This is a genomic window from Streptomyces sp. NPDC091289 (assembly GCF_044757365.1).
GTDB lineage: Bacteria > Actinomycetota > Actinomycetes > Streptomycetales > Streptomycetaceae > Streptomyces.
In genome coordinates this window covers 71,498-90,659 of sequence record NZ_JBIVUT010000032.1, presented here as the reverse complement: position 1 = coordinate 90,659, position 19,162 = coordinate 71,498, and the positions used below count along the sequence as shown (strand labels likewise).

The window sequence follows — 19,162 nt, the reverse complement described above, 5'->3', positions numbered from 1 at the left end:
ATGAGACGCACCCGCATCATCGGCATCACCGCCGGACTCGCCCTCGTGGCCGTCGCGGCCGCCACCGGCGTGAGCGCCCTGGAGGAGGACGGGAAGACCACGGTCACCGCCTACTTCGACCGGGCGACCGGCGTCTACGCCGGATCCGATCTGCGGATCCTCGGCGTCAAGGTCGGCACCGTCGACTCCGTCGAGCCGCGCGGCAAGGAGGTGAAGGTCGTGCTGCGCCTCGACCGGGGCATCGACGTCCCCCAGGACGCCCACGCCGTCGTCGTCGCCCCCAGCCTCGTCGCCGACCGCTACATCCAGCTCGCCCCCGCCTACGACGGCGGCCCCCGGCTCGCCGACCGGGCGGTCCTGCCCGCCGCCCGCAACGCCACCCCCGTGGAGGTCGACGAGCTGTACGCCTCCATCACCGAACTCTCCACCGCGCTCGGCCCGAACGGGGCCAACGCCGACGGGGCGCTCGCCCGGCTCCTGGACACCGGGGCGAAGAACCTCGACGGCAACGGCAAGGCCATCGGGGACTCCATCGAGCAGTTCGGCAAGGCCACCAAGACGCTCGACAGGAGCAGCGGCGACCTGTTCGACACCCTGACCCACCTCCAGACCTTCACCACCATGCTCAAGGAGAACGACGGCAACGTCCGCAGCGCCGAGCAGCAGCTGAACACGGTCACCTCCTTCCTCGCCGACGACAAGAAGAACCTGAGCGCGGCCCTCAAGGAACTCGGCACCGCCCTCGGCCAGGTCAAGACGTTCATCGCGAAGAACCGCGGCGCGCTCAAGAAGAACGTGGAGGCGCTGGTGCCCGTCACCCAGGCCCTCGTCGACCAGCGCGCCTCACTCGCCGAGGCGATGGACACCCTGCCGCTCGCCGCCGGAAACGTCCTCAACGCGTACGACCCGGCCAACCGCACCCTCAACGGGCGCACCAACCTCAACGAACTGTCCATGGGCGGACCGCTCGTCGACCCCGGGGCCGCCGAAGCGGCCGGCCGGCTCACCGGCCTCGCCCCCGTCGACGCGAACCGCCGCAAGGCCCTGCCCGTCCTGCCGTTGCCGGAGGTCGGCACGGTCTACGGCACCCCCGAGAAGCGGCCCGAGAAGCAGCCCGGCAAGCAGCCCGGCAAGCAGAAGGGGGCGGAACGATGAACGACGACGCCCGGCGCGGACCCGTCGTACGTGCCGCTGTCTCAGCCGTGGCCCTGCTCGCCACCGGCGCCCTGATCGCCCTGGTCGTGGTCCGCCCCGACGTTCCCTCCTTCACCGGCATCGAACAGTTCCCCCTGCCCGGCGGCGCGGACCTCGGCGACCGCCCGTACGAGGTCACCGCCGAGTTCGGCGACGTCCTCAGCCTCGCCCCGCAGTCCTCGGTGAAGGTCAACGACGTGTCCGTCGGGCGCGTCACGAAGATCGCCCTCGCCCCGGACGGCTGGCGGGCCCGGGTCACCATGCGGGTCAACGGGAGGATCAAGCTCCCCGCGAACGCCTACGCCCGGCTCGAACAGTCCAGCCTCCTCGGCGAGAAGTTCATCCAGCTCGCCCCGCCCCCCGAGGGCACCGCACGCGGCTCGCTCGCCTCCGGCGGCCGCATCCCGCTCTCCCGCACCAACAGGAACCCGGAGGTCGAGGAGGTCTTCGGAGCACTGTCCCTGCTCCTCAACGGGGGTGGCGTCAACCAGCTCAAGACCATCACCACCGAGCTGAACAAGGCGCTCGCCGGACAGGAACCGCAGATCCGCTCCATGCTGAAGCGGGTCGACACCCTCGTGACCAACCTGGACGAGAACAAGGGTGACATCACCAAGGCCCTCGACGGGGTCAACCGGCTCGCCGCCACCCTCGCCACCCGCAAGCAGGACGTCGGCACGGTCCTGACCGGGCTCAGCCCCGGACTCAAGGTCCTGGAGAAGCAGCGCGGCTCCCTGCTGACCATGCTGCGCTCCCTCGACACCCTCTCCACCGTGGCCGTCGACACGATCAACCGGAGCAAAGCCGACATGATCGCCGACCTCAAGGCGCTCGCCCCGACCCTCAAGGCGCTCGCGGACTCCGGCCAGGACCTCCCCGACTCCCTCCAGGTGCTGCTGACCTACCCGTTCACGGACGAGGTGCTGCGCGGCGTCAAGGGCGACTACCTCAACGTCTACCTGGATGTGACGGCCCTGCCCGGTACGCAGATCATCCCGCCGCTCACCCCGGACGAGCCCGGCATCCCGTTGCCCCCGGCCGAGGGCGAGGGCGCGGCGGCCCGGAGCGCGCTTCCGCTGCCGCTGCCCGCCGTGTCGGGCACGCCGAAGAGCACCGCTCCGGGCACGCCGACGCCGGAAGCGGCCGGCACGCCGAAGACCGCGAAGGAGGAGACGACACCGTGATCACCCTCGCCATCCGGCTGAAGAACCTCGCCTTCCTCATCATCGCCGTCCTCGTCCTCGGCTATCTGGGCGTGCGGTACGCCGATCTCGGCCATTACGTCGGCCTCCGCAGCTACTACACCGTCACGGTCCAACTCCCGCAGACGGGCGGCCTGTACACCCACTCCAACGTCACCTACCGGGGCGTCTCCGTGGGCCGCGTCGGGCCGATCGAGCTGACCGAGGAGGGCGTCGAGGCCGAGCTGCGGATCGAGAAGGACGCCCCGCCGATCCCGGACAGCCTCACCGCCGTCGTCGCGAACCTCTCGGCGGTCGGCGAGCAGTACGTGGATCTGCGGCCCACCCGTAAGGACGGCCCCTTCCTGGGCAACGGGTCGGTCATCGACGCGGCCGACACCACCATCCCCGCACCCCCGACCGACGTCCTCACCAGCGTCGACGACCTGGCGAGCTCGGTGGACCTGGAGAGCCTGCGGACCGTCGTCGAGGAGTTCGGAGCCGCCTTCGAAGGGCGCGGCGACGACCTCCAGGTCCTGCTGGACACCGGCGGCGACTTCATCGAGGCAGCCGACCAGGCCCTGCCGGTCACCACCCGGCTGATGGCCGACGGCGAGCGCGTCCTGCGGACCCAGGCCGAACAGGGCCAGGCTCTCAAGGGCTTCGCCGCAGGAGCCAAGGAACTGGCCGCCGAACTCAAGGGCTCCGACGCCGACCTGCGCCGCCTCATCGCCACCACCCCGGACGCCGCCGTCCAGATCAGCGGACTGCTGCGCGACCTGGACCCGGCCTTCGGCGTGGTCGTCGCCAACCTCCTCACCACCTCGGAGGTCGCCGTCACCCGACAGCGCGGCCTGGAGGAACTCCTCGTGAAGCTCCCCGCAGTCGCCGCCGCCGGGGCGAGCGCGGTCGATGACGACGGCGCCCGGTTCGGGATGTCCGTCACCTTCTTCGAACCGCTGCCCTGCACCGCCGGCTACGGCGGCACGGTCTACCGCAACGGCCTCGACACCTCGGCCGGGCCCGCCGTGAACACCGCCGCCCGCTGTACGTCCTCGCCCGGCACCGGCATCAACGTCCGGGGCAGCGCCAACGCCCCCAAGGGCGGCCCGCCCCCGAAACCGGCCGTTCCCGGCTCGATGAAGCTGCCCGGAGCCGTGGACGGCGGGCCCGCGACCACGCAGCCGCCGGCCGAGGGCATGGCCGGTCTGCTCGGCCTGGGAGGCGGCTCATGACCCCCCGCACCCGACGCCGGGCCGGCTGGGCCGTGCTGCTCGTCGCCGCCCTGCTCTGCGGCCTGGGGGCCTGGTCGTACGGGCAGGCGCGCGGCGACCGCACCCTCTCCTACGCGAAGGCCCGCGACACGGCCCTGACCGAGGGCAAGCGGCACCTCGCCGCGCTGAACAGCCTCGACGGCGAGAACGCGAAGCGGGTGGATGCCGGGCTGCGGGCCTGGCTGGACTCCTCGACGGGACCGCTGCACGATCAGCTGAAGCGGACCAGGAAGGCCGACGCGAAGTCCCTGACGACCGCGGGCGACACGGCGCGGGGCAAGGTCACATCGGCGGCGCTGACCGCATTGGACGAGCGCACGGGCACGGCGGAGCTGATCGCCACCGTGGACGTCGAGGTCACCCCGCGCACCGGCGCGCCCGGCACCCAGCGCAAGCGGTTCACGGCGACCCTCGCCCGTACGGCCGACGGCTGGAAGGTCAAGGCGCTCACGGCGATCGGAACGGGCGGCGGCCGATGAGAGCAGGAGGAGGGACGCCCACGGTGACCAGCACGACGACAGGCGCGACGGACGCGACGGACGTGGCGGACGCGGAGGACACTGCGGCGGAGACGGTCGCGGTGGACTCGACGGATGCCGTGGAGGTGCCCCGCCGCCGGTGGCCGCGCATCCTCGGCGTCCTTCTGACGGTCGCCCTGATCGCCACGGGCGGCGCGCTGTACGCCGAGGGACGCCATCTGCGCGACACCCCGGCCACCGCGAACCTCGCGCTCACCGACGCCGAGGCGACCGCCCGTGTCACCGGCGACGTCAGCAGCGCGCTCGGGAAGGTCTTCTCGTACGGCCCCGGGGCCACCGCCGTCACCAGGGCGGCGGCGAAGGAGGTCCTGGCGGGCAAGGCGCTCCAGCAGTACGCCGCACTGTTCGGCCAGGTCGAGCGGCAGTCCGCCGACCAGAAGCTGACGCTCACCACCGAGGTCGTCAAGGCCGGGGTGACCCGGCTGACCGGCAGCAGCGCGCACCTCCTGGTCTTCCTCGACCAGGTCTACGAGCGCCGGGGCCGCGCCCCCACCACCGCCTCCGCGCAGCTCACGGTGACCGCCGAACTGCGCGACGGACGCTGGTGGATCGTCGAGATCGGCTCCACATGACGGCGGGCCGGAGGCGATGGCGCACCGGTCCGGTTCGGCAGGCAGGGGAGAGGCAGCACATGGCACGGGAGCGCACAGCACAGCAGGACGCGGCAGACGCGCCGGCCGGGAAGGTACGGGCCGGAGCACGGAATCCGCTGGTGATCGCCGCGCTGGCCCTGGCGGTGTGCGCGGCCGGAGCGGCGGGCTGGGGCGGCTGGTCGCGCTACGAGGCCACGCACGACGACGCGGCGTCCTTCGCACAGGAGCGGGACGACGCGCTGGCGGCGGGCGAGCAGGCGGTGCAGAACATGAACACCCTGGACCACCGCTCGCTGGAGAAGGGGCTCGACAGCTGGGAGCAGTCCACCACCGGCGACCTGCACCGCCAACTCATCGACGGACGCGACGCGTTCGCCAAGCAGATCGCCGAGGCGAAGACGGTCAGCACAGCCAAGGTCCTCTCCGGTGCGGTCACCGAACTGGACCAACGGGCGGGCCGGGCAGGGGTGATGGTGGCGATCCGGGTCACCGTGACCGCGCCGAAGGGCGAACCGGCGGTGAAGGAGAGCCGGTTGCTCGGCGGCCTCACCCGGACCGCCGACGGGTGGAAGCTCAGCGCACTGGGCCAGGCACCCGTCGGCAGCACGGGCGGCTGACCTCAGCCCCCGCAACAGCCGACCCGCTCGCACCGCCCCGCACGCCCCGGAGAGGACCCCGCCCATGTCGACGACCCGCCACCTCGTCAACCGCCGCCGCCGGCTGGCCACGGCACCACCGCGTACCCCGGGGACCGAGCCGGACCCGGCAGCCGAGGCGGTCACCCCCATCGCCGCCACTACCGGCACAGCCACAGCCACAGCCACCGAGCCCGAACCACAGACTGAGGCGGACACCGCTCCCGATACGCCGGGGGAGAGCCCTCGCAAGCAGGCCCGACGCCGTCCTCACCTCACCCTCCCCGTCGTCCTCTGCGCCCTCACCGTCCTCCTCGGGGCCTTCGCCGCCTGGGCGTTCGCCTCGGCCGGCGACCTCCGCGACGAACCGGCCCGGCAGAACACCGCGCTCACCGACATCGGCCGGACCAGCGAGGTGAAGGGCCGGATCAGTGAGGCGGTCGGCGCGGTGTTCTCGTACGACTACGCCTCGCCCGCCCGGTCCGACCGTGCGGCGAGCACCTATCTGACCGGCCGGGCCGTGCAGCAGCACAAGGACATGCTCGCCGACGTACGGGAGCAGGCCCCGAAGCAGAAGCTCGTCCTGACGACCACCGTCACCGAGAGCGGGGTGGAGTTCCTCGACGGCGACCGCGCCCGGCTGCTGGTCTTCGCCGACCAGAGCAACACCCGTACGGGCAAGGACGAGGAGACGACGTACGCGGCGGCCATGTTCGCCGTGGACGCCGTTCGCCGCGGGGACACCTGGCTGATCGCCGCCATCGATACGTTCACTCGCTGAGACCCGGAGAGGGGTGCCCCCATGAGGTTCGACCGCACCGTGCGCCGCCGACTGAGCACCACGGCCACCGCCGTCGCCGCGATGACCGCGCTCACCGCGTCCCAGGCTCCGGGGTTCGCCCTGCCCGAGCCCCGGCAGGAGAAGGCGGCGGCCTCCGACGACGTCGTATGGACCGAGGTGCCGGGCGACGACGTCTACCACACCGAGTTACCGCCGCTGCGGTCCCCGAAGCCGCCGGCGCCCCTGAAGCCCGGCACGAAACCCGACCCCGTCGTGGCGCGTGCCTGGTCCGAGGCGGGCATCCCGGCCACCGTGCTGGCCGCCTACCGCAAGGCCGAGACCGCGGTGGGCCGCAGTGACCCGGGCTGCGGACTGCCGTGGCAACTGCTCGCGGCGATCGGCAAGGTCGAGTCCGGCCAGGCCTCCGGAGGGCGGGTCGACGCGAGCGGGACGACGCTCACCCCGATCCTCGGCCCCGCGCTCGACGGCAACGGCTTCGCGCTGATCCGGGACACCGACAACGGGGCGTACGACGGCGACCGGACCTTCGACCGGGCCGTCGGGCCGATGCAGTTCATCCCGTCCACCTGGGCGGCCTGGGGCGCGGACGGCAACGGCGACGGCCGCAAGGACCCGAACAACATCTACGACGCGGCGCTCGCCGCCGGGCACTACCTCTGCGCCGGGCCCCGCGACCTGACCCGCCGCGCCGACCTGGACCGGGCGATCCTCAGCTACAACCGCTCCGACACCTATCTGCGGACGGTGCTGTCCTGGCTGGAGTTCTACCGCAAGGGCAGCCACCCGGTCGCCGACGGCGAGGGCGTTCTCCCGGCCAGCCCAGGACCCGGCGGGAAGACCCCGGCCAAGGCCCCGGTCGGCGGCCCCGGCGCGCCGGGACGTCCCGGCAAGGACGACGGAGGCGTCGTCGTCGGCCCGCAGCCCACCCGGCCGCCGAGCCCGACGCCCACACCGCGCCCCACGGATCCCGGCTCGCCGAGCCCGAGCCCCGACCCGACGGACCCCGGCCCCACCGACCCCGGCCCGAGCCCCGACCCGACGGACCCGACCGACCCGGGCCCCACCGACCCGGGCCCGGACCCCGACCCGACCGGGCCCACCACACCGCCGGACCCCGACCCGGGCGAGACCGGTCCGGGCTGCCCCGACGACACCCCGTCGCCGTCCCCGTCCGGTGACGCCGGTACGCCCGACCCGGGCGCGTCGGACGAGCCCTGCGCCACGCCGACCGGTGACCCGGAGTCAGCCGCCTGACAACACCTCGGACAGGTCGTAGGAGACGACCTCCTCCAACTGCGCGTACGTACAGCCGGCGGGGGACCGGTCCGGACGCCACCGGCGGAACTGGGTGGTGTGCCGGAACCGGTCGCCCTCCATGTGGTCGTAGGCCACCTCGCACACCCGCTCGGGGCGCAGCGGAATCCAGGACTGGTCCTTCTTGCCCGACCAGCGGTTCTGCGTCCCCGGCAGCCGCGACTGCTCGTGCGCCGCCGCGTCCGCCCACGCGCCCCACGGGTGCTCGGCGAACTCGGCGCGCAGCGGGGCGAGTTCCTCGGCGAGCTCGGCGCGCCGCTTCATCGGGAAGGCCGCGCAGACCCCGACGTGCTGGAGCACGCCTTCGGCGTCGTACAGGCCGAGCAGCAGCGAGCCGACGACCGGTCCGCTCTTGTGCTCGCGGTAGCCCGCCACCACGACGTCGGCGGTCCGCTCGTGCTTGATCTTGTACATCGCCCGGGTGTCGGGCCGGTAGGGCAGATCGAGCGGTTTGGCCACCACCCCGTCGAGCCCGGCCCCCTCGTACCGTTCGAACCACTCCCGGGCGATCTCGATGTCCGTGGTCGACGGGGCGAGGAGGACGGGCGCGTCCGCGCCGGAGAGCGCCGCTCGGAGCACCTCCCGCCGGTCCGCCTGCCGGGTGGAGAGGAGAGAGGTGTCATCGATCGCGAGGACGTCGAAGGCGATGAAGCTCGCCGGGGTCTGCTCGGCCAGCATCCGGACCCGGGAGTCCGCCGGATGGATGCGCTCGCTGAGCCGGTCGAAGTCGAGCCGCCCCTCGTGGGCGATGACGATCTCCCCGTCGATCACACAGCGCGGCGGGAGGTTGTCCCGTACGGCGTCGACCAGGTCGGGGAAGTAGCGGGTCAGCGGCTTTCCGGTGCGGCTGCCGATCTCCACCTCGTCGCCGTCGCGGTACACGATCGCCCGGAAGCCGTCCCACTTCGCCTCGTAGCTCATGCCCGGCGGGATCTTGGCCACCGACTTGGCGAGCATCGGCTTCACGGGCGGCATCACCGGCAGGTCCATGGCCCGATTCTGGACCGCCTACCCACCCATGTCTCCCGATGTGCGGCATATGTGCGACCGGCCTACCGTGGCCGTCATGGGAGCAGCGGTGGAGCTGGACGCGGGCGGACGGGCCGTGAGGCTGTCCAACCCGGACAAGGTGTACTTCCCGGAGAAGGGCTACACCAAGAGGGACGTGGCCGAGTACTTCCTGGCGGTCGGCCCCGGGATCACGCGTGCCCTGAACCACCGGCCGACCACGCTCCAGCGCTTCGTGGACGGGGTCGAGGGCGACTTCTTCTACCAGAAGCGCGCCCCGAAGAACCTCCCCGAGTGGATCCCCACCGCCCGTATCGCCTTTCCCAGCGGCCGCCCCGCCGACGAGCTCTGCCCCACCGAGCTCGCCGCCGTGATCTGGGCCGCCAACCTCGGCACCCTCACCTTCCACCCGTGGCCGGTCCGCGCCGGGGACACCGACCACCCGGACGAACTCCGCATCGACCTGGACCCGCAGCCCGGCACCGACTACGCCGACGCCGTCACCGCCGCCCACGAGCTGCGCTCCGTCCTGGAGGACCACGGCGTTCGCGGCTGGCCCAAGACCTCCGGCGGCCGCGGGATGCACGTCTTCGTGCCCATCGAGCCCGCCTGGACCTTCGTCGAGGTGCGGCGCGCCGCCATCGCCGCCGGGCGCGAGCTGGAGCGGCGGATGCCCGAGCGGGTGACGACCGCCTGGTGGAAGGAGGAGCGCGGCGAGCGGATCTTCGTCGACTTCAACCAGACCGCCCGCGACCGCACCATCGCCTCCGCCTACTCCGTACGCCCCTTCCCGCACGCCCCGGTCTCCGCGCCGCTGCGCTGGGAGGAGATCGACGACGCCGAACCGCGCGACTTCGACCTCCGCACGATGCCGGGGCGCTACGCCGAACTCGGCGACGTCCACGCCGACATGGACCAGGAGGCGTTCCGGCTCGACGGGCTGCTGGAGCTGGCCGACCGGGACGAGAAGGAGCGCGGGCTCGGCGACATGCCCTATCCGCCGGAGTATCCGAAGATGCCCGGCGAGCCCAAGCGCGTCCAGCCCAGCCGCGCCCGCCACGATGACGACGACGGCGAGATGGCGTGAGCGGGAGCGACGAGAACGGCGGCGAGCAGGGCGGAAGCAGTGAGAGGCACGGCGCACACGGGCGGCCGCTCACCCTGCGCGAACGCTGGGAGGCCTACAAGAACAGCCCGTTCCTCCCCGCGACCGTCCTCGTCCTCATCGTCGCCGCCGCGGCCGGCCTCTTCGCCGGCTCCTACACGTACGCCATGGCCGACCCCACTCCGCACCGCATCCCCGCCGCCCTGGTCACCCGGCCGGCGGCGGAGCGCGGTGAGGCGTTCGTCGCGGGGATGGAGAAGGCCCTCGACGCCTCCCTCGAACTGCGTGACTACCCGGACGTCGCGGACGCCCGCCGCGCCCTGGACGAGCAGAAGGTCTTCGCCATCGTGCGCGCGTCCGACAGCGGCGGGGTGGCGCTCGACGTGGCCGGGGCCTCGGGGGCGTCCGTGGCCGAACTGCTGGGCGAGGCGGGGCTGAAGGTGGGCGACGCCACCGGGGTCGAGGTCACCGTCCGGGACGTGAAGCCGCTCCAGAGGGGCGATCCACGCGGGCTCGCCCTGTTCTACATCTCGCTGGCCGCAGTGATCATGGGCTTCCTCGGCGCGATCCAGCTCAGCGTGCACGCCCACGGCCTGAACCCGGCCGAGCGGATCGCCTTCACCGCCGCGTACGCCCTGCTCGGCGGCTTCGCCATCGCGGCGGCCGTCGACTGGTGGCTCGGGGCGGTGGACCTGCCGTTCGTCCAGTCCTGGCTGATCCTGGCGTTCACGATGTTCACCTCCGGCATGGTCTTCACCATGTTCAACACCCTGATGGGCCGCTGGGCGATGATCCCGACCTGGGGCGTCATGGTGCTGCTCGGCAACCCGTCGTCCGGCGGGGCGGTGTCCTGGCCGCTGCTGCCCTCGGCGCTCGGCCACATCGGCCGCTGGCTGCCGCCGGGAGCCTCCGTCAACGCCCAGCACACCGCCGTCTACTACCAGGGCCACCAGTTCGTCTTCCCGTACCTGGTCCTCGCCGGCTGGGCGCTGGTCTCCTGCGCGGTCTTCTGGGTGTGGCGGCACCGACACCCCGGTGGCCGCGCCCGCACGCCGGAGCATGCGGCCGCGGCCACCTGAGACCTTCCGCGCGGGTTACAGCTCCTTGATCCGGATGTCGCGGTACGAGATGACGTCCGTGACTCCGTGGACCTGGAGCCCGATGTAACCGGAGGCGAACCGCCGGCCGTCGGTGCCCGGGTCGTCGCCGCGCGGCGGCTCGAAGAGCTGACCGCCGGTGTTGTCGAACTCGTTGATCAGGACACCGTTGCGGTAGATCTCGTAGTGCTGGTCCACCACCTTGATCTCGTAGTCGTTCCAGGTGCCCTTGGGGGTGACCCCGGCGCCGCCGAGACCGACGCGGTCGAAGCCGTACACCGAACCGGTCTTGTACATGTCGCCGTCCGGCCGGTCGTTGACCTGGATCTCATGGCCGTACTTGATGGCGACCCACTCCGGACGCGACTCCTCCGGGTGGTCGTGGACCTTCGGGAAGCGGACGAAGACCCCGCCGTTGGCGTTGCCCGAGCCCGGGGCGTCGTCCCGCCACTGGAGCTTCAGCGAGTAGTCGCCGTAGGCCCGGTTCGGCAGCCACAGCATGCCCATCCCGTCCACCGTGGTGGAGCTGGTGATCGAGCCCTCCTCCTCGTTCAGCTCGAACTTGCCGCCGCCCACCTGCTCCCACTTGGCGAGCGAGGCCGTCGTGCCGTCGAAGAGCTTGGTGTAGCCCTCGGACTGGCCCGGCTTGCCGATGCCCGACTGCTTGGCGGCCTGGTTGATCGCCTTGCGCTCGCGCTGGTCGATGACACCGTCGGTCTTCAGCTTGTCGAGGACCGCCTTCACGTGCTTGAGGAACAGCGCGTTGGAGGACCAGTCCTTCTCGTCCTCGATCAGCTCGTTGATCGTGCAGCGGTTGCCGGTGATCCGGTTCGGGACGCCCGTGTCGATCGTGCCGACGAAGACGGTGTGCCGCTCGTCGAACTCCGCGCAGTTCGGCGCGGGAACGCCGCCGCCCTGGGCGATGGTGAACGACGCCTTCTTCGCCTCGGAGGTGTTGCCCGCCTTGTCCGTCGCCCGGTGGGCGATCGAGTGGTGGCCGACCCGGTCGACGATCACCGGGGCGGTGTACGCGAGGTACGGTCCGCCGTCGAGGCTGTACTCGACCTTCTCCACGCCCGAGTCGTCGTCGGTCGCGGTGACGGTCGCCTTGGCGCTGGTGATGAACGCGCCGTCGGAGTTCTTGTTCCCCTCCACGGTCACCGAGGTCTCCGGAGCCGTCTGATCCTGCGACGGCGGCTCCACCACGGTGAAGTCGACGGACTGCTCGTCCGCGACATTGCCCGAGCGGTCGGTGGCCCGGTAGCGGACCGTGTGCTCGCCCACCTCGTGGACCATCACGGGTTCCGTGTACGGCTGCCACGCGCCGTCCGCGCCGAGCGCGTACTCGATGGTGTTGACGCCCGACCCGGTGTCGGACGCGGTCACGGTGACCGTGGCCATGCCCAGGTACGCGCCTGCCTCGTCCTGCTCGCCCGAGACGGTCGCCGAGGTCTCCGGCGGGGTCTCGTCGTCGGTCGGCGGGGCGGCGACCGCGAAGTCGACGGACTTCTCCTCGGACGCGTTGCCCGCCTTGTCGGTGGCCCGGTAGCGGACCGTGTGGTCGCCCACCTCGTTCACCACGACGGGCGCGGTGTACGGCTGCCACGCGCCGTCGGCCCCCAGGGCGAACTCGACGGTGTCGACGCCGGAGCCCGCGTCGGTGGCCTCGACACTGACCGAGGCCTGGCCGATGTACGCGCCGTCGCCGTTCTGGTCGCCGTCGACCTTCGCCGAGGTCGCGGGGGCCTCGGTGTCCTCGCCGCCACCGTCCTCGGTGACGGTCAGGACGCCCTTCATCTCACCGTGGCCGGGGATCGTGCAGTGGTAGAAGTACTTCCCCGGCGTGAGCGTGACCTCGACGCTGTGCTTGCCGCCCTCGGAGTCACCGGGGTTGGCCAGGATGTTCAGCTGGACGTCGGTGTTGTACTCCGGGTCCGACACGCTGAACGTCAGCGTGTGCGGCATGCTCGTCGTGTTCCCGGTGGCCGTGCTGTTCTCGAAGACGATGGTCGCCTTGCCGGCCACCGCCGTCTCCGGAGCCGTCAGATAGTGGTCGATCGGGTCGCCGGCGGTCCAGGTCAGGACCTGGTCGGCGGCCTTGGCCGCCGGAGTGTCGCCGCCCTTGCCGTACGCGGCGGTGGAGGTCAGCCCGAGGACCATCACGAGGGAGGCCAGCAGGGCCACCCAGAAGCTCGGCGGACGATGCCGCCTCCGTGCAAGGAGCGAGTGGTGTCTCACTTCGCCGCCGCCTTTCCGACGAGATCCTTGGCGGCCGGGGTCGCGTCGCCGCCCTTGTACGAGACGCGCCACAGCGCGGACGCGGAGTCCGAGGTGAAGAAGCCGCGCCCGTAGTCCAGGACGTACAGCGAACCGTCCGGCGCGAACTTCCAGTCCATCAGGTTGCGGATGCCGTCGGCCCCGACCGGGATGATCTTCTTCAACGACTCGGCGTGCGTGGGCAGTCCGCCCTTGCCGACCGTCTTCGGGTCGGTCAGCACGGCGTGCCGGGGCTGGGTGTCGTCGTAGAAGTCGCCGACGAACCACTTGCCGTCCCAGTAGGCCGGCCACTTCGCTGCTGACTCGCTCTGTGCGTCGTAGCGGTAGACCGGGCCGTTCATCGTGGCCTGCCCGCCGCCCTTGAGCCAGGGCAGGAGTTCCTTGCCCTCGTCCGTCTTGTAGCTCGGTACGCCGTTCTCGTCGCGCGGGTAGTCGACCCCGCCGCCCTGCGGGGAGTACCAGATGGTGTTCGGGGTCACCGGCGGCAGCTTGACCAGCCCGTCGTTGTTCGGCGACTCGTTCTTCGGGGCGTTGCAGTCGTACCAGCCCAGCGGCTTGGTCGGGTCCGGCAGATTACGGTCCCGGTAGGGCTGGTTGTTGCCCATGCAGTACGGCCAGCCGTGGTTGCCCGCCTTGGTGATCGCGGCGAACGTGTCGTACTTCGCCGGGCCCCAGGTGGTGGACGGCGCGCCCGCGTCGGGGCCGACCCAGCCCGCGTACAGCGTGTCCGTCGAGGTGTCGATCGAGATCCGGGCCGGGTTGCGCACGCCCATCACATAGATCTCGCCGCGGGTCTTGCCGCCGCCCTCGTCCGGCTCCTCGCCGGTGAAGAGGTTGCCGGACGGCAGGGTGTACGTGCCGTCGTCTTCCGGGTGGATCCGCAGGATCTTCCCGTTGAGGTTGTTGGTGTTGCCCGAGGTGCGCCGCGCGTCGGCGAAGGAGACGCCCTTGTAGTTCGGCTCCGGGTTGTTGCCGGAGTAACCGTCGCTGAAACCGGAGGAGTTGTTGTCACCGGTCGCGATGTACAGGTTGTCCTTCGAGTCCCAGGCCAGGCCACCACCCGCGTGGCAGCAGCTGTTGATCTGCACCGGCCAGTCGAGCAGCACCTTCTCCGAGGCCAGGTCCAGCTTGTTCGTCGCGGAGTCGAAGGTGAAGCGGGAGACCTGCCGGACCGCCATGCGCTTGTCGCGGTCGATCTTCGCGTGCGGCGTGTAGTGCAGATACACCCACCCGTTCGACGCGAAGTCCGGGTCCAGCTCGATGCCGAGCAACCCCTCCTCGACCTTGACCAGTTCGTCGCCGCCGCCCTTGTTGCCGAAGACGTCCAGCGCACCCGCCAGGGTGACCTTCTTCGTCTCCGGGTCGTAGACGTGGATCTCGCCCTTGCCCTTGCCGATGTCCGGGTCGTTCCAGTCGATGACGACCGGCTGGGAGCTGTCGGCCCCGCCGCGCCCGATGTAGAAGACCCGCCCGTCCGGGGCGGTCACCAGACCGTGCGGTTCGCCGATCTGGTCGTTCTGGCCCGGCTGGTTGGGCTCGGTGACCCGCTCGGCGGTGTAGTTGGAGGTGATCGTCGCCTTGCAGTCGGCCTGCGAGGTCCGGTTGGTCCAGGCGAGCGCGCCGCGCAGATGATCCCGGAAGTCGGTCTCGGCGAAGCTGTCCGCCGTGCCGCCCATCGCCGTGTAGAAGGAGCGGCCGCCGTCGTAGTCGCGGCACCAGGAGACCGGGTGGTCCCAGCCGTTGGCGCTCGCGCCCGGCTGGTACGTCAACTCCCGTACGCGCGCCACGGTGTGGACGTCACCGGACGGGTTCTTCGTCCAGTTCAGCCACTTGTCGGGGCGCTTCCACTCCAACGGCAGGCTCTTGGTGGCCGGGTGGACCCGGTCGCCGATCTCGACGGTCGCCCGCTGCACGGACGCCGGGCTGTCCGCCGCCGGGCGGGCTCCGACCAGACCGGTGAACCAGTCCGAGTACGGCTCGGTGCGGGCCGCGTCATGGACGCCGAGGAAGCCGCCGCCGGCTTCCATGTACGCCTCCAGGCCCGCTTCCTGCTCCGGGTCGAGGACGTCGCCCCCGCCGGTCAGGAAGACGACGGCGTGGAAGGAGCCGAGCCGCTTGCCGTTGGTGAAGACGTTCGGGTTGTCGGTGGCCACGGTCGTGAACCGCCCGGCCTCCGGGCCGGTCTGCCCGATCTTCTCGATCGCCGCGATCCCGGCCTCCGCGTACGGTGCCTCGTCGCCCGCCGACGCGTGGAAGACCAGCACCTTGACCTGGTTCGCGGCACCCGGCGGGGACGGCAGGGACAACGTTGTCGCCATCTTCTCCACCAGGGCCCGGTCCGGCGACGGATCCGCGCTGGCCGGGCCGCCGCTGCCCAGCATGGACACGGTCAGTGCGCCGGCCGCCACGGCCGCCGCGAGGCCGCGTCGTGATCTGGACCGGTGATGTGATGCGCGCTGCATGTGGTCACCCACCCCTCTGTGGTCACTGCACCTCTCGGTGACTGTGGCTTGCTCACTCTGCGTCAGTTCTTCGTCGGTGCTACTTGATTCACTGCGACAGCGCACGAAGCTAGACCTCTTTTCGTGGTCCGCCAATAGCTATGGCAGCAATCGCACGAACTTTGTCCTGGGTGTGGATAAACGGAAGTGCCCCGGCTACGGTATGGCCCGTTCCGGCGATCTCGTGAGGCCGTTCCGTATCGGCGGTTCCGCCAGTTTCCTTATCGCAGTGGGGAGTTCGACATGGACCGAAGGACCTTCAGCCGGCGGATGCTGGTCGGTGGCGCGGCCGTGGCCGCGACCGGGGTGACATCGTTGTCGCTCGGAGCGGTGGAGGCAAGCTCGGCCGAGAACCCGCCGCGTACGGCCCCGGCGGGCGGCGTCACGCGCCGACTGAAGATGTACGCCGAGAAGTTGCCGAACGGCGAGCTGGGCTACGGCTTCGAGAAGGGCAAGGCCTCGATCCCCGGCCCCCTCATCGAGGTCAACGAGGGCGACACGCTGCACATCGAGTTCGAGAACCTCACCGACGTCGACGCCAGCCTCCATGTCCACGGCGTCGACTACGACATCGCCAACGACGGCACCCGGATGAACAAGAGCCATGTCGAGCCCGGCGGCACCCGGACGTACACCTGGCGCACCCACGCCCCGGGCCGCCGCAAGGACGGCACCTGGGAGCCGGGCAGCGCGGGCTACTGGCACTACCACGACCATGTCGTCGGCACGGACCACGGCACCGGCGGCATCCGCAAGGGGCTCTACGGGCCGGTCATCGTGCGCCGCAAGGGCGACATCCTGCCGGACCAGACGTGCACGGTCGTCTTCAACGACATGACGATCAACAACAAGGCCGAGCACAACAGCACCAACTTCGAGGCCACGGTGGGTGATCGGCTCGAATTCGTGATGATCACGCACGGCGAGTACTACCACACCTTCCATATCCACGGTCACCGCTGGGCCGACAACCGCACCGGCCTGCTGACCGGCCCGGACGATCCCAGCCGGGTCATCGACAACAAGATCTGCGGCCCCGCGGACTCCTTCGGCCTCCAGATCATCGCGGGCGAACGCGTGGGCGCGGGCGCGTGGATGTACCACTGCCACGTCCAGAGCCACTCCGACATGGGGATGGCGGGGCTCCTGCTGATCAAGAAGGCCGACGGCACGATCCCGGGCTACGAACCCCACCACGCGGCGGGCGGCACGGAGAAGAAGACCGAGAAGACCGAGAAGGCGGAGAAGACAGAGAAGGACGGGAAGAAGGGCTCCGAAGCGGGCGCGGCGGAGCACCAGCACTGACCCCGTCCGTCACGGAGCCCGCGGAGGGGGCGGGCCCTGTCACGGACGGCGGGTGTCGTCCGCCAGCCGCTGCTGCTCCTCCTCGACGATGCGCCGGGCCAGCTCGGCGTCGGAGACGTCCACCGCGTCCGGGGTGGTCTCCGCGAGGTCGCTGCGCCGGGCGTACGCGTCGAAGAGCCGGTCCTTGCGGGCCAGCAGATCCACCAGGCGCTGGTCCACGCTGTCCGTGGCGAGCAGCCGGTGCACCTGGACCGTGCGCACCTGGCCCATCCGGTGGGCGCGGGCGACGGCCTGGTGTTCGAGGGTGGGCTTGATCTGCGGCTCGCACAGGATGACCACGGACGCGGCCTGCATGTTCAGCCCGGTGCCGCCCGCCTGGATCTGGCTCAGCAGCACCGCGTGCCCGTCCACGGCGGAGAACGCGTCGACCAACTCCTGTCGCCGGGCGGGCGGGACGCTTCCGGACAGCGGACCGTACGCCTCCGGACCCAGGGCATCGCCGACCGTCGCGAGGACCTCGCGGAAGTAGGAGAAGACGACCACCTTCAGGCCGTTGTCCCGTGCCTCGTCGACCAGTTCGCGCAGCCGCTCCAGCTTGGCGGACGCCTCGGGCACGGCGTACGCGGCCCGGCGCATCCGCATGAACCGCCCCGAGGCGACCGCCTCGCGGTAGGCGTCCCGGTCCTCGGAGCCGAACTCCTCCCACTCGTCCACCTGGACCAGCGCCGGGAGTTCGGCCAGCACGTCCACCTGGTTGCGGCGCAGATAGGCGGGGGCGACGGCCCGGCGGAAGGCCCGCGAACCGGCCGCGCCGTGCGTGGAGCTGACCGCCGGGGCGAGTTCGGGGCGCAGCTGGCGCACCAGGCTGCGGAACTCCTCGACCCGGTTCTCCATCGGGGTGCCCGTGAGGAACAGCACCCGCTCCACCCGCTCCGCCCATGCGGCGACCGCCCGGGACCGGCGGGCCTCGGGGTTCTTCACGAAGTGCGCCTCGTCCACCACCAACATCCCGGGCCGCACCTCGGCCGCCGCGCCCTCGGGCAGCAGACGCAGCGCGTCGAAGGTGGTCACCGCCACCCCGCCGCTCTCCCGCCAGTCCGCGAACGCCTCGGTCCGCTCCGCGCCGTGCACCGGAACGGCGCGGAGCGTGGAGCGGGCCCGGATCTCCCGGGTCCAGTTGATCAGCACGCTCGCCGGGCACACCACGAGGAAGTGGCTCTCACCGTGGGCGGCGAGATGGGCGAGGGCGGCGATGGCCTGCACGGTCTTGCCGAGCCCCATCTCGTCCCCGATGACGACCCGCTTCTGTGCCAGCGCGAAGCGCGCCCCGAACGCCTGGTAGCCGCGCAGCGACACCCGTAGATGCGTGTCGTCGAGGCGCAGCGCCCGCACCCGGTCCGCGATCCCGGCGGGCAGGAACCCCTCGGCGGCATCGCGGTCGGGCCCGCTGCCGGACAGCTCGGCCAGCAGGCTGTAGTACTCGGCGGACCGCAGCTCGAAGTCCACCCAGGCCTCGGCCGGCGAGGCCGGGGACCGCAGCAGGTCGGCCGACGCCTGGGCGAGGAGCACCGGCAGACCCCGCTCCACGGCGTCCGCCACGGCCGACCGCACCGTACCGAGCGCCTCCCGCACCCGCGCCCGTGCCTCCCGCCCGGTGAACAGCATCCGCAGCCGGCTCCCGGCCGGTGCGGCCGCCACCACCGGAGGGCCGAGCAGCTCGGTCAGCCGGCGGGCCGCGTCCACCGCCCGCCGCGCGTCCGCACCGGCCTCGACCAGCCGGTGCAGGGCGATCACCAGGGCGGTGCTCGTGTCGTCCGGGGCGTCCACGTCGATCCGCACCGAGACGGTGTCGCGCACCGCGTGGGCGATCTGCCCGGCGGCGGCCAGCGCCTGGTCGGCGGTGTGCGCACCCACCCCGGGGAGCTGCCGGAGCGCGTAGCGGCCCGTGCCGTGGACCTGCCCGACCGTGCCGAACCCGGCCTGCTCCAGCGCGCCGAGACGCAGCCGTCCCTCGGTGACGTCCTTGAGCCGGGCGACGGGGATACGGTCCAGCTCCCCGCCCACCAGGGAGTCGAGGAGCGGATCGAGCACGGAACGTACGGCGTCCGCGGCGCTCGCCCGGTCCGCCGGCACGGCACGGGCGCTCTCCAGGAGCCGCTCCGCCCGCGCGAGCAGCTCACGGGCCGCGCCGCCCGTGGGCACCGGACCCTCGGCGGCCCCGCGCGCGCGTGTCCCGAGGGCCGTGCCGCCCGCCGCCCCGCTCTGCTTCATGTGCGTCCTTCTGCTCCCGAGGGGGCGTCTCGCAGCCCCGGGACCCCGCTCTCTTCCGGCCTCCTC

Annotated in this window: 15 protein-coding genes; 11 read left to right on the top strand and 4 right to left on the bottom strand. The window is 71.7% G+C overall.

Going from position 1 to position 19,162, the window contains the following annotated elements; all coding sequences use genetic code 11:
- The 8 genes from ACIQPT_RS33625 to ACIQPT_RS33590 all read left to right on the top strand — a co-directional run bounded on the left by ACIQPT_RS33625 (position 1) and on the right by ACIQPT_RS33590 (position 7,472).
- A complete protein-coding gene (locus ACIQPT_RS33625; RefSeq protein ID WP_401161570.1) occupies positions 1-1,155 on the top strand; it encodes an MCE family protein in 1,155 nt (384 codons plus the stop codon).
- Positions 1,152-2,378 carry an MCE family protein gene (locus ACIQPT_RS33620; RefSeq protein ID WP_401161569.1) on the top strand — a complete coding sequence of 409 codons (1,227 nt, stop codon included), beginning with the start codon at positions 1,152-1,154 and terminating at the stop codon, positions 2,376-2,378. The genes ACIQPT_RS33625 and ACIQPT_RS33620 overlap by 4 nt, the downstream gene beginning before the upstream one ends.
- Positions 2,375-3,610: an MCE family protein gene (locus ACIQPT_RS33615; protein WP_401161567.1), complete on the top strand. Its 1,236-nt coding sequence runs from the start codon at positions 2,375-2,377 to the stop codon at positions 3,608-3,610. Before ACIQPT_RS33620 ends, ACIQPT_RS33615 begins: the two co-directional genes overlap by 4 nt.
- A complete protein-coding gene (locus tag ACIQPT_RS33610) occupies positions 3,607-4,128 on the top strand; it encodes a hypothetical protein (protein ID WP_401161565.1) in 522 nt (173 codons plus the stop codon). The genes ACIQPT_RS33615 and ACIQPT_RS33610 overlap by 4 nt, the downstream gene beginning before the upstream one ends.
- Complete coding sequence (locus ACIQPT_RS33605; RefSeq protein ID WP_401161563.1) at positions 4,125-4,760, top strand: hypothetical protein; 636 nt, start codon at positions 4,125-4,127, stop codon at positions 4,758-4,760. Before ACIQPT_RS33610 ends, ACIQPT_RS33605 begins: the two co-directional genes overlap by 4 nt.
- A gap of 140 nt (positions 4,761-4,900) precedes the next feature.
- Positions 4,901-5,398 (top strand): hypothetical protein, encoded by a 498-nt coding sequence (locus ACIQPT_RS33600; protein ID WP_401161586.1) that lies wholly within the window; start codon positions 4,901-4,903, stop codon positions 5,396-5,398.
- 64 nt (positions 5,399-5,462) lie between these two features.
- Complete coding sequence (locus ACIQPT_RS33595) at positions 5,463-6,197, top strand: hypothetical protein (protein ID WP_401161561.1); 735 nt, start codon at positions 5,463-5,465, stop codon at positions 6,195-6,197.
- 21 nt (positions 6,198-6,218) lie between these two features.
- Positions 6,219-7,472 carry a lytic transglycosylase domain-containing protein gene (locus ACIQPT_RS33590; protein WP_401161560.1) on the top strand — a complete coding sequence of 418 codons (1,254 nt, stop codon included), beginning with the start codon at positions 6,219-6,221 and terminating at the stop codon, positions 7,470-7,472.
- Here ACIQPT_RS33590 and ACIQPT_RS33585 read toward each other — a convergent pair.
- Positions 7,461-8,522: an ATP-dependent DNA ligase gene (locus ACIQPT_RS33585; RefSeq protein ID WP_401161558.1), complete on the bottom strand. Its 1,062-nt coding sequence runs from the start codon at positions 8,520-8,522 to the stop codon at positions 7,461-7,463. The two genes, ACIQPT_RS33590 and ACIQPT_RS33585, sit on opposite strands and share 12 nt — an antisense overlap.
- 76 nt (positions 8,523-8,598) lie before the next feature.
- On the opposite strand from ACIQPT_RS33585, the gene ligD reads away from it, so the two are divergent.
- Positions 8,599-9,627, top strand: a complete 1,029-nt coding sequence (gene ligD, locus ACIQPT_RS33580) for a non-homologous end-joining DNA ligase (protein ID WP_401161557.1) — start codon at positions 8,599-8,601, stop codon at positions 9,625-9,627.
- Entirely contained in the window at positions 9,624-10,724 is a 1,101-nt protein-coding gene (locus ACIQPT_RS33575; RefSeq protein ID WP_401161555.1) for an ABC transporter permease, read from the top strand. The genes ligD and ACIQPT_RS33575 overlap by 4 nt, the downstream gene beginning before the upstream one ends.
- 15 nt (positions 10,725-10,739) lie before the next feature.
- Here ACIQPT_RS33575 and ACIQPT_RS33570 read toward each other — a convergent pair whose 3' ends face one another.
- Entirely contained in the window at positions 10,740-12,980 is a 2,241-nt protein-coding gene (locus tag ACIQPT_RS33570) for an OmpL47-type beta-barrel domain-containing protein (RefSeq protein WP_401161553.1), read from the bottom strand.
- Entirely contained in the window at positions 12,977-15,481 is a 2,505-nt protein-coding gene (locus tag ACIQPT_RS33565; protein WP_401161551.1) for a ThuA domain-containing protein, read from the bottom strand. Before ACIQPT_RS33565 ends, ACIQPT_RS33570 begins: the two co-directional genes overlap by 4 nt.
- Positions 15,482-15,763: 282 nt before the next feature.
- Here ACIQPT_RS33565 and ACIQPT_RS33560 point away from each other — a divergent pair, with 282 nt between their 5' ends.
- Complete coding sequence (locus ACIQPT_RS33560; RefSeq protein ID WP_401161549.1) at positions 15,764-16,825, top strand: multicopper oxidase domain-containing protein; 1,062 nt, start codon at positions 15,764-15,766, stop codon at positions 16,823-16,825.
- Positions 16,826-16,864: 39 nt separating this feature from the next.
- Here the strand turns inward: ACIQPT_RS33560 and ACIQPT_RS33555 are convergent, their stop codons facing one another.
- Positions 16,865-19,096, bottom strand: coding sequence for a DEAD/DEAH box helicase (locus ACIQPT_RS33555; RefSeq protein WP_401161547.1), 2,232 nt, complete (start codon positions 19,094-19,096; stop codon positions 16,865-16,867).
- Between the last annotated feature and the right edge of the window lie 66 nt (positions 19,097-19,162).

Coding starts and splice junctions, on each gene's coding strand:
- ACIQPT_RS33595 (WP_401161561.1), top strand. CDS start 5,463: ATGTCGACGACCCGCCACCTCGTCAACCGCCGCCGCCGGCTGGCCACG.
- ACIQPT_RS33560 (WP_401161549.1), top strand. CDS start 15,764: ATGGACCGAAGGACCTTCAGCCGGCGGATGCTGGTCGGTGGCGCGGCC.
- ACIQPT_RS33605 (WP_401161563.1), top strand. CDS start 4,125: ATGAGAGCAGGAGGAGGGACGCCCACGGTGACCAGCACGACGACAGGC.
- ACIQPT_RS33565 (WP_401161551.1), bottom strand. CDS start 15,481: ATGCAGCGCGCATCACATCACCGGTCCAGATCACGACGCGGCCTCGCG.
- ACIQPT_RS33585 (WP_401161558.1), bottom strand. CDS start 8,522: ATGGACCTGCCGGTGATGCCGCCCGTGAAGCCGATGCTCGCCAAGTCG.
- ACIQPT_RS33590 (WP_401161560.1), top strand. CDS start 6,219: ATGAGGTTCGACCGCACCGTGCGCCGCCGACTGAGCACCACGGCCACC.
- ligD (WP_401161557.1), top strand. CDS start 8,599: ATGGGAGCAGCGGTGGAGCTGGACGCGGGCGGACGGGCCGTGAGGCTG.
- ACIQPT_RS33555 (WP_401161547.1), bottom strand. CDS start 19,096: ATGAAGCAGAGCGGGGCGGCGGGCGGCACGGCCCTCGGGACACGCGCG.
- ACIQPT_RS33610 (WP_401161565.1), top strand. CDS start 3,607: ATGACCCCCCGCACCCGACGCCGGGCCGGCTGGGCCGTGCTGCTCGTC.
- ACIQPT_RS33625 (WP_401161570.1), top strand. CDS start 1: ATGAGACGCACCCGCATCATCGGCATCACCGCCGGACTCGCCCTCGTG.
- ACIQPT_RS33620 (WP_401161569.1), top strand. CDS start 1,152: ATGAACGACGACGCCCGGCGCGGACCCGTCGTACGTGCCGCTGTCTCA.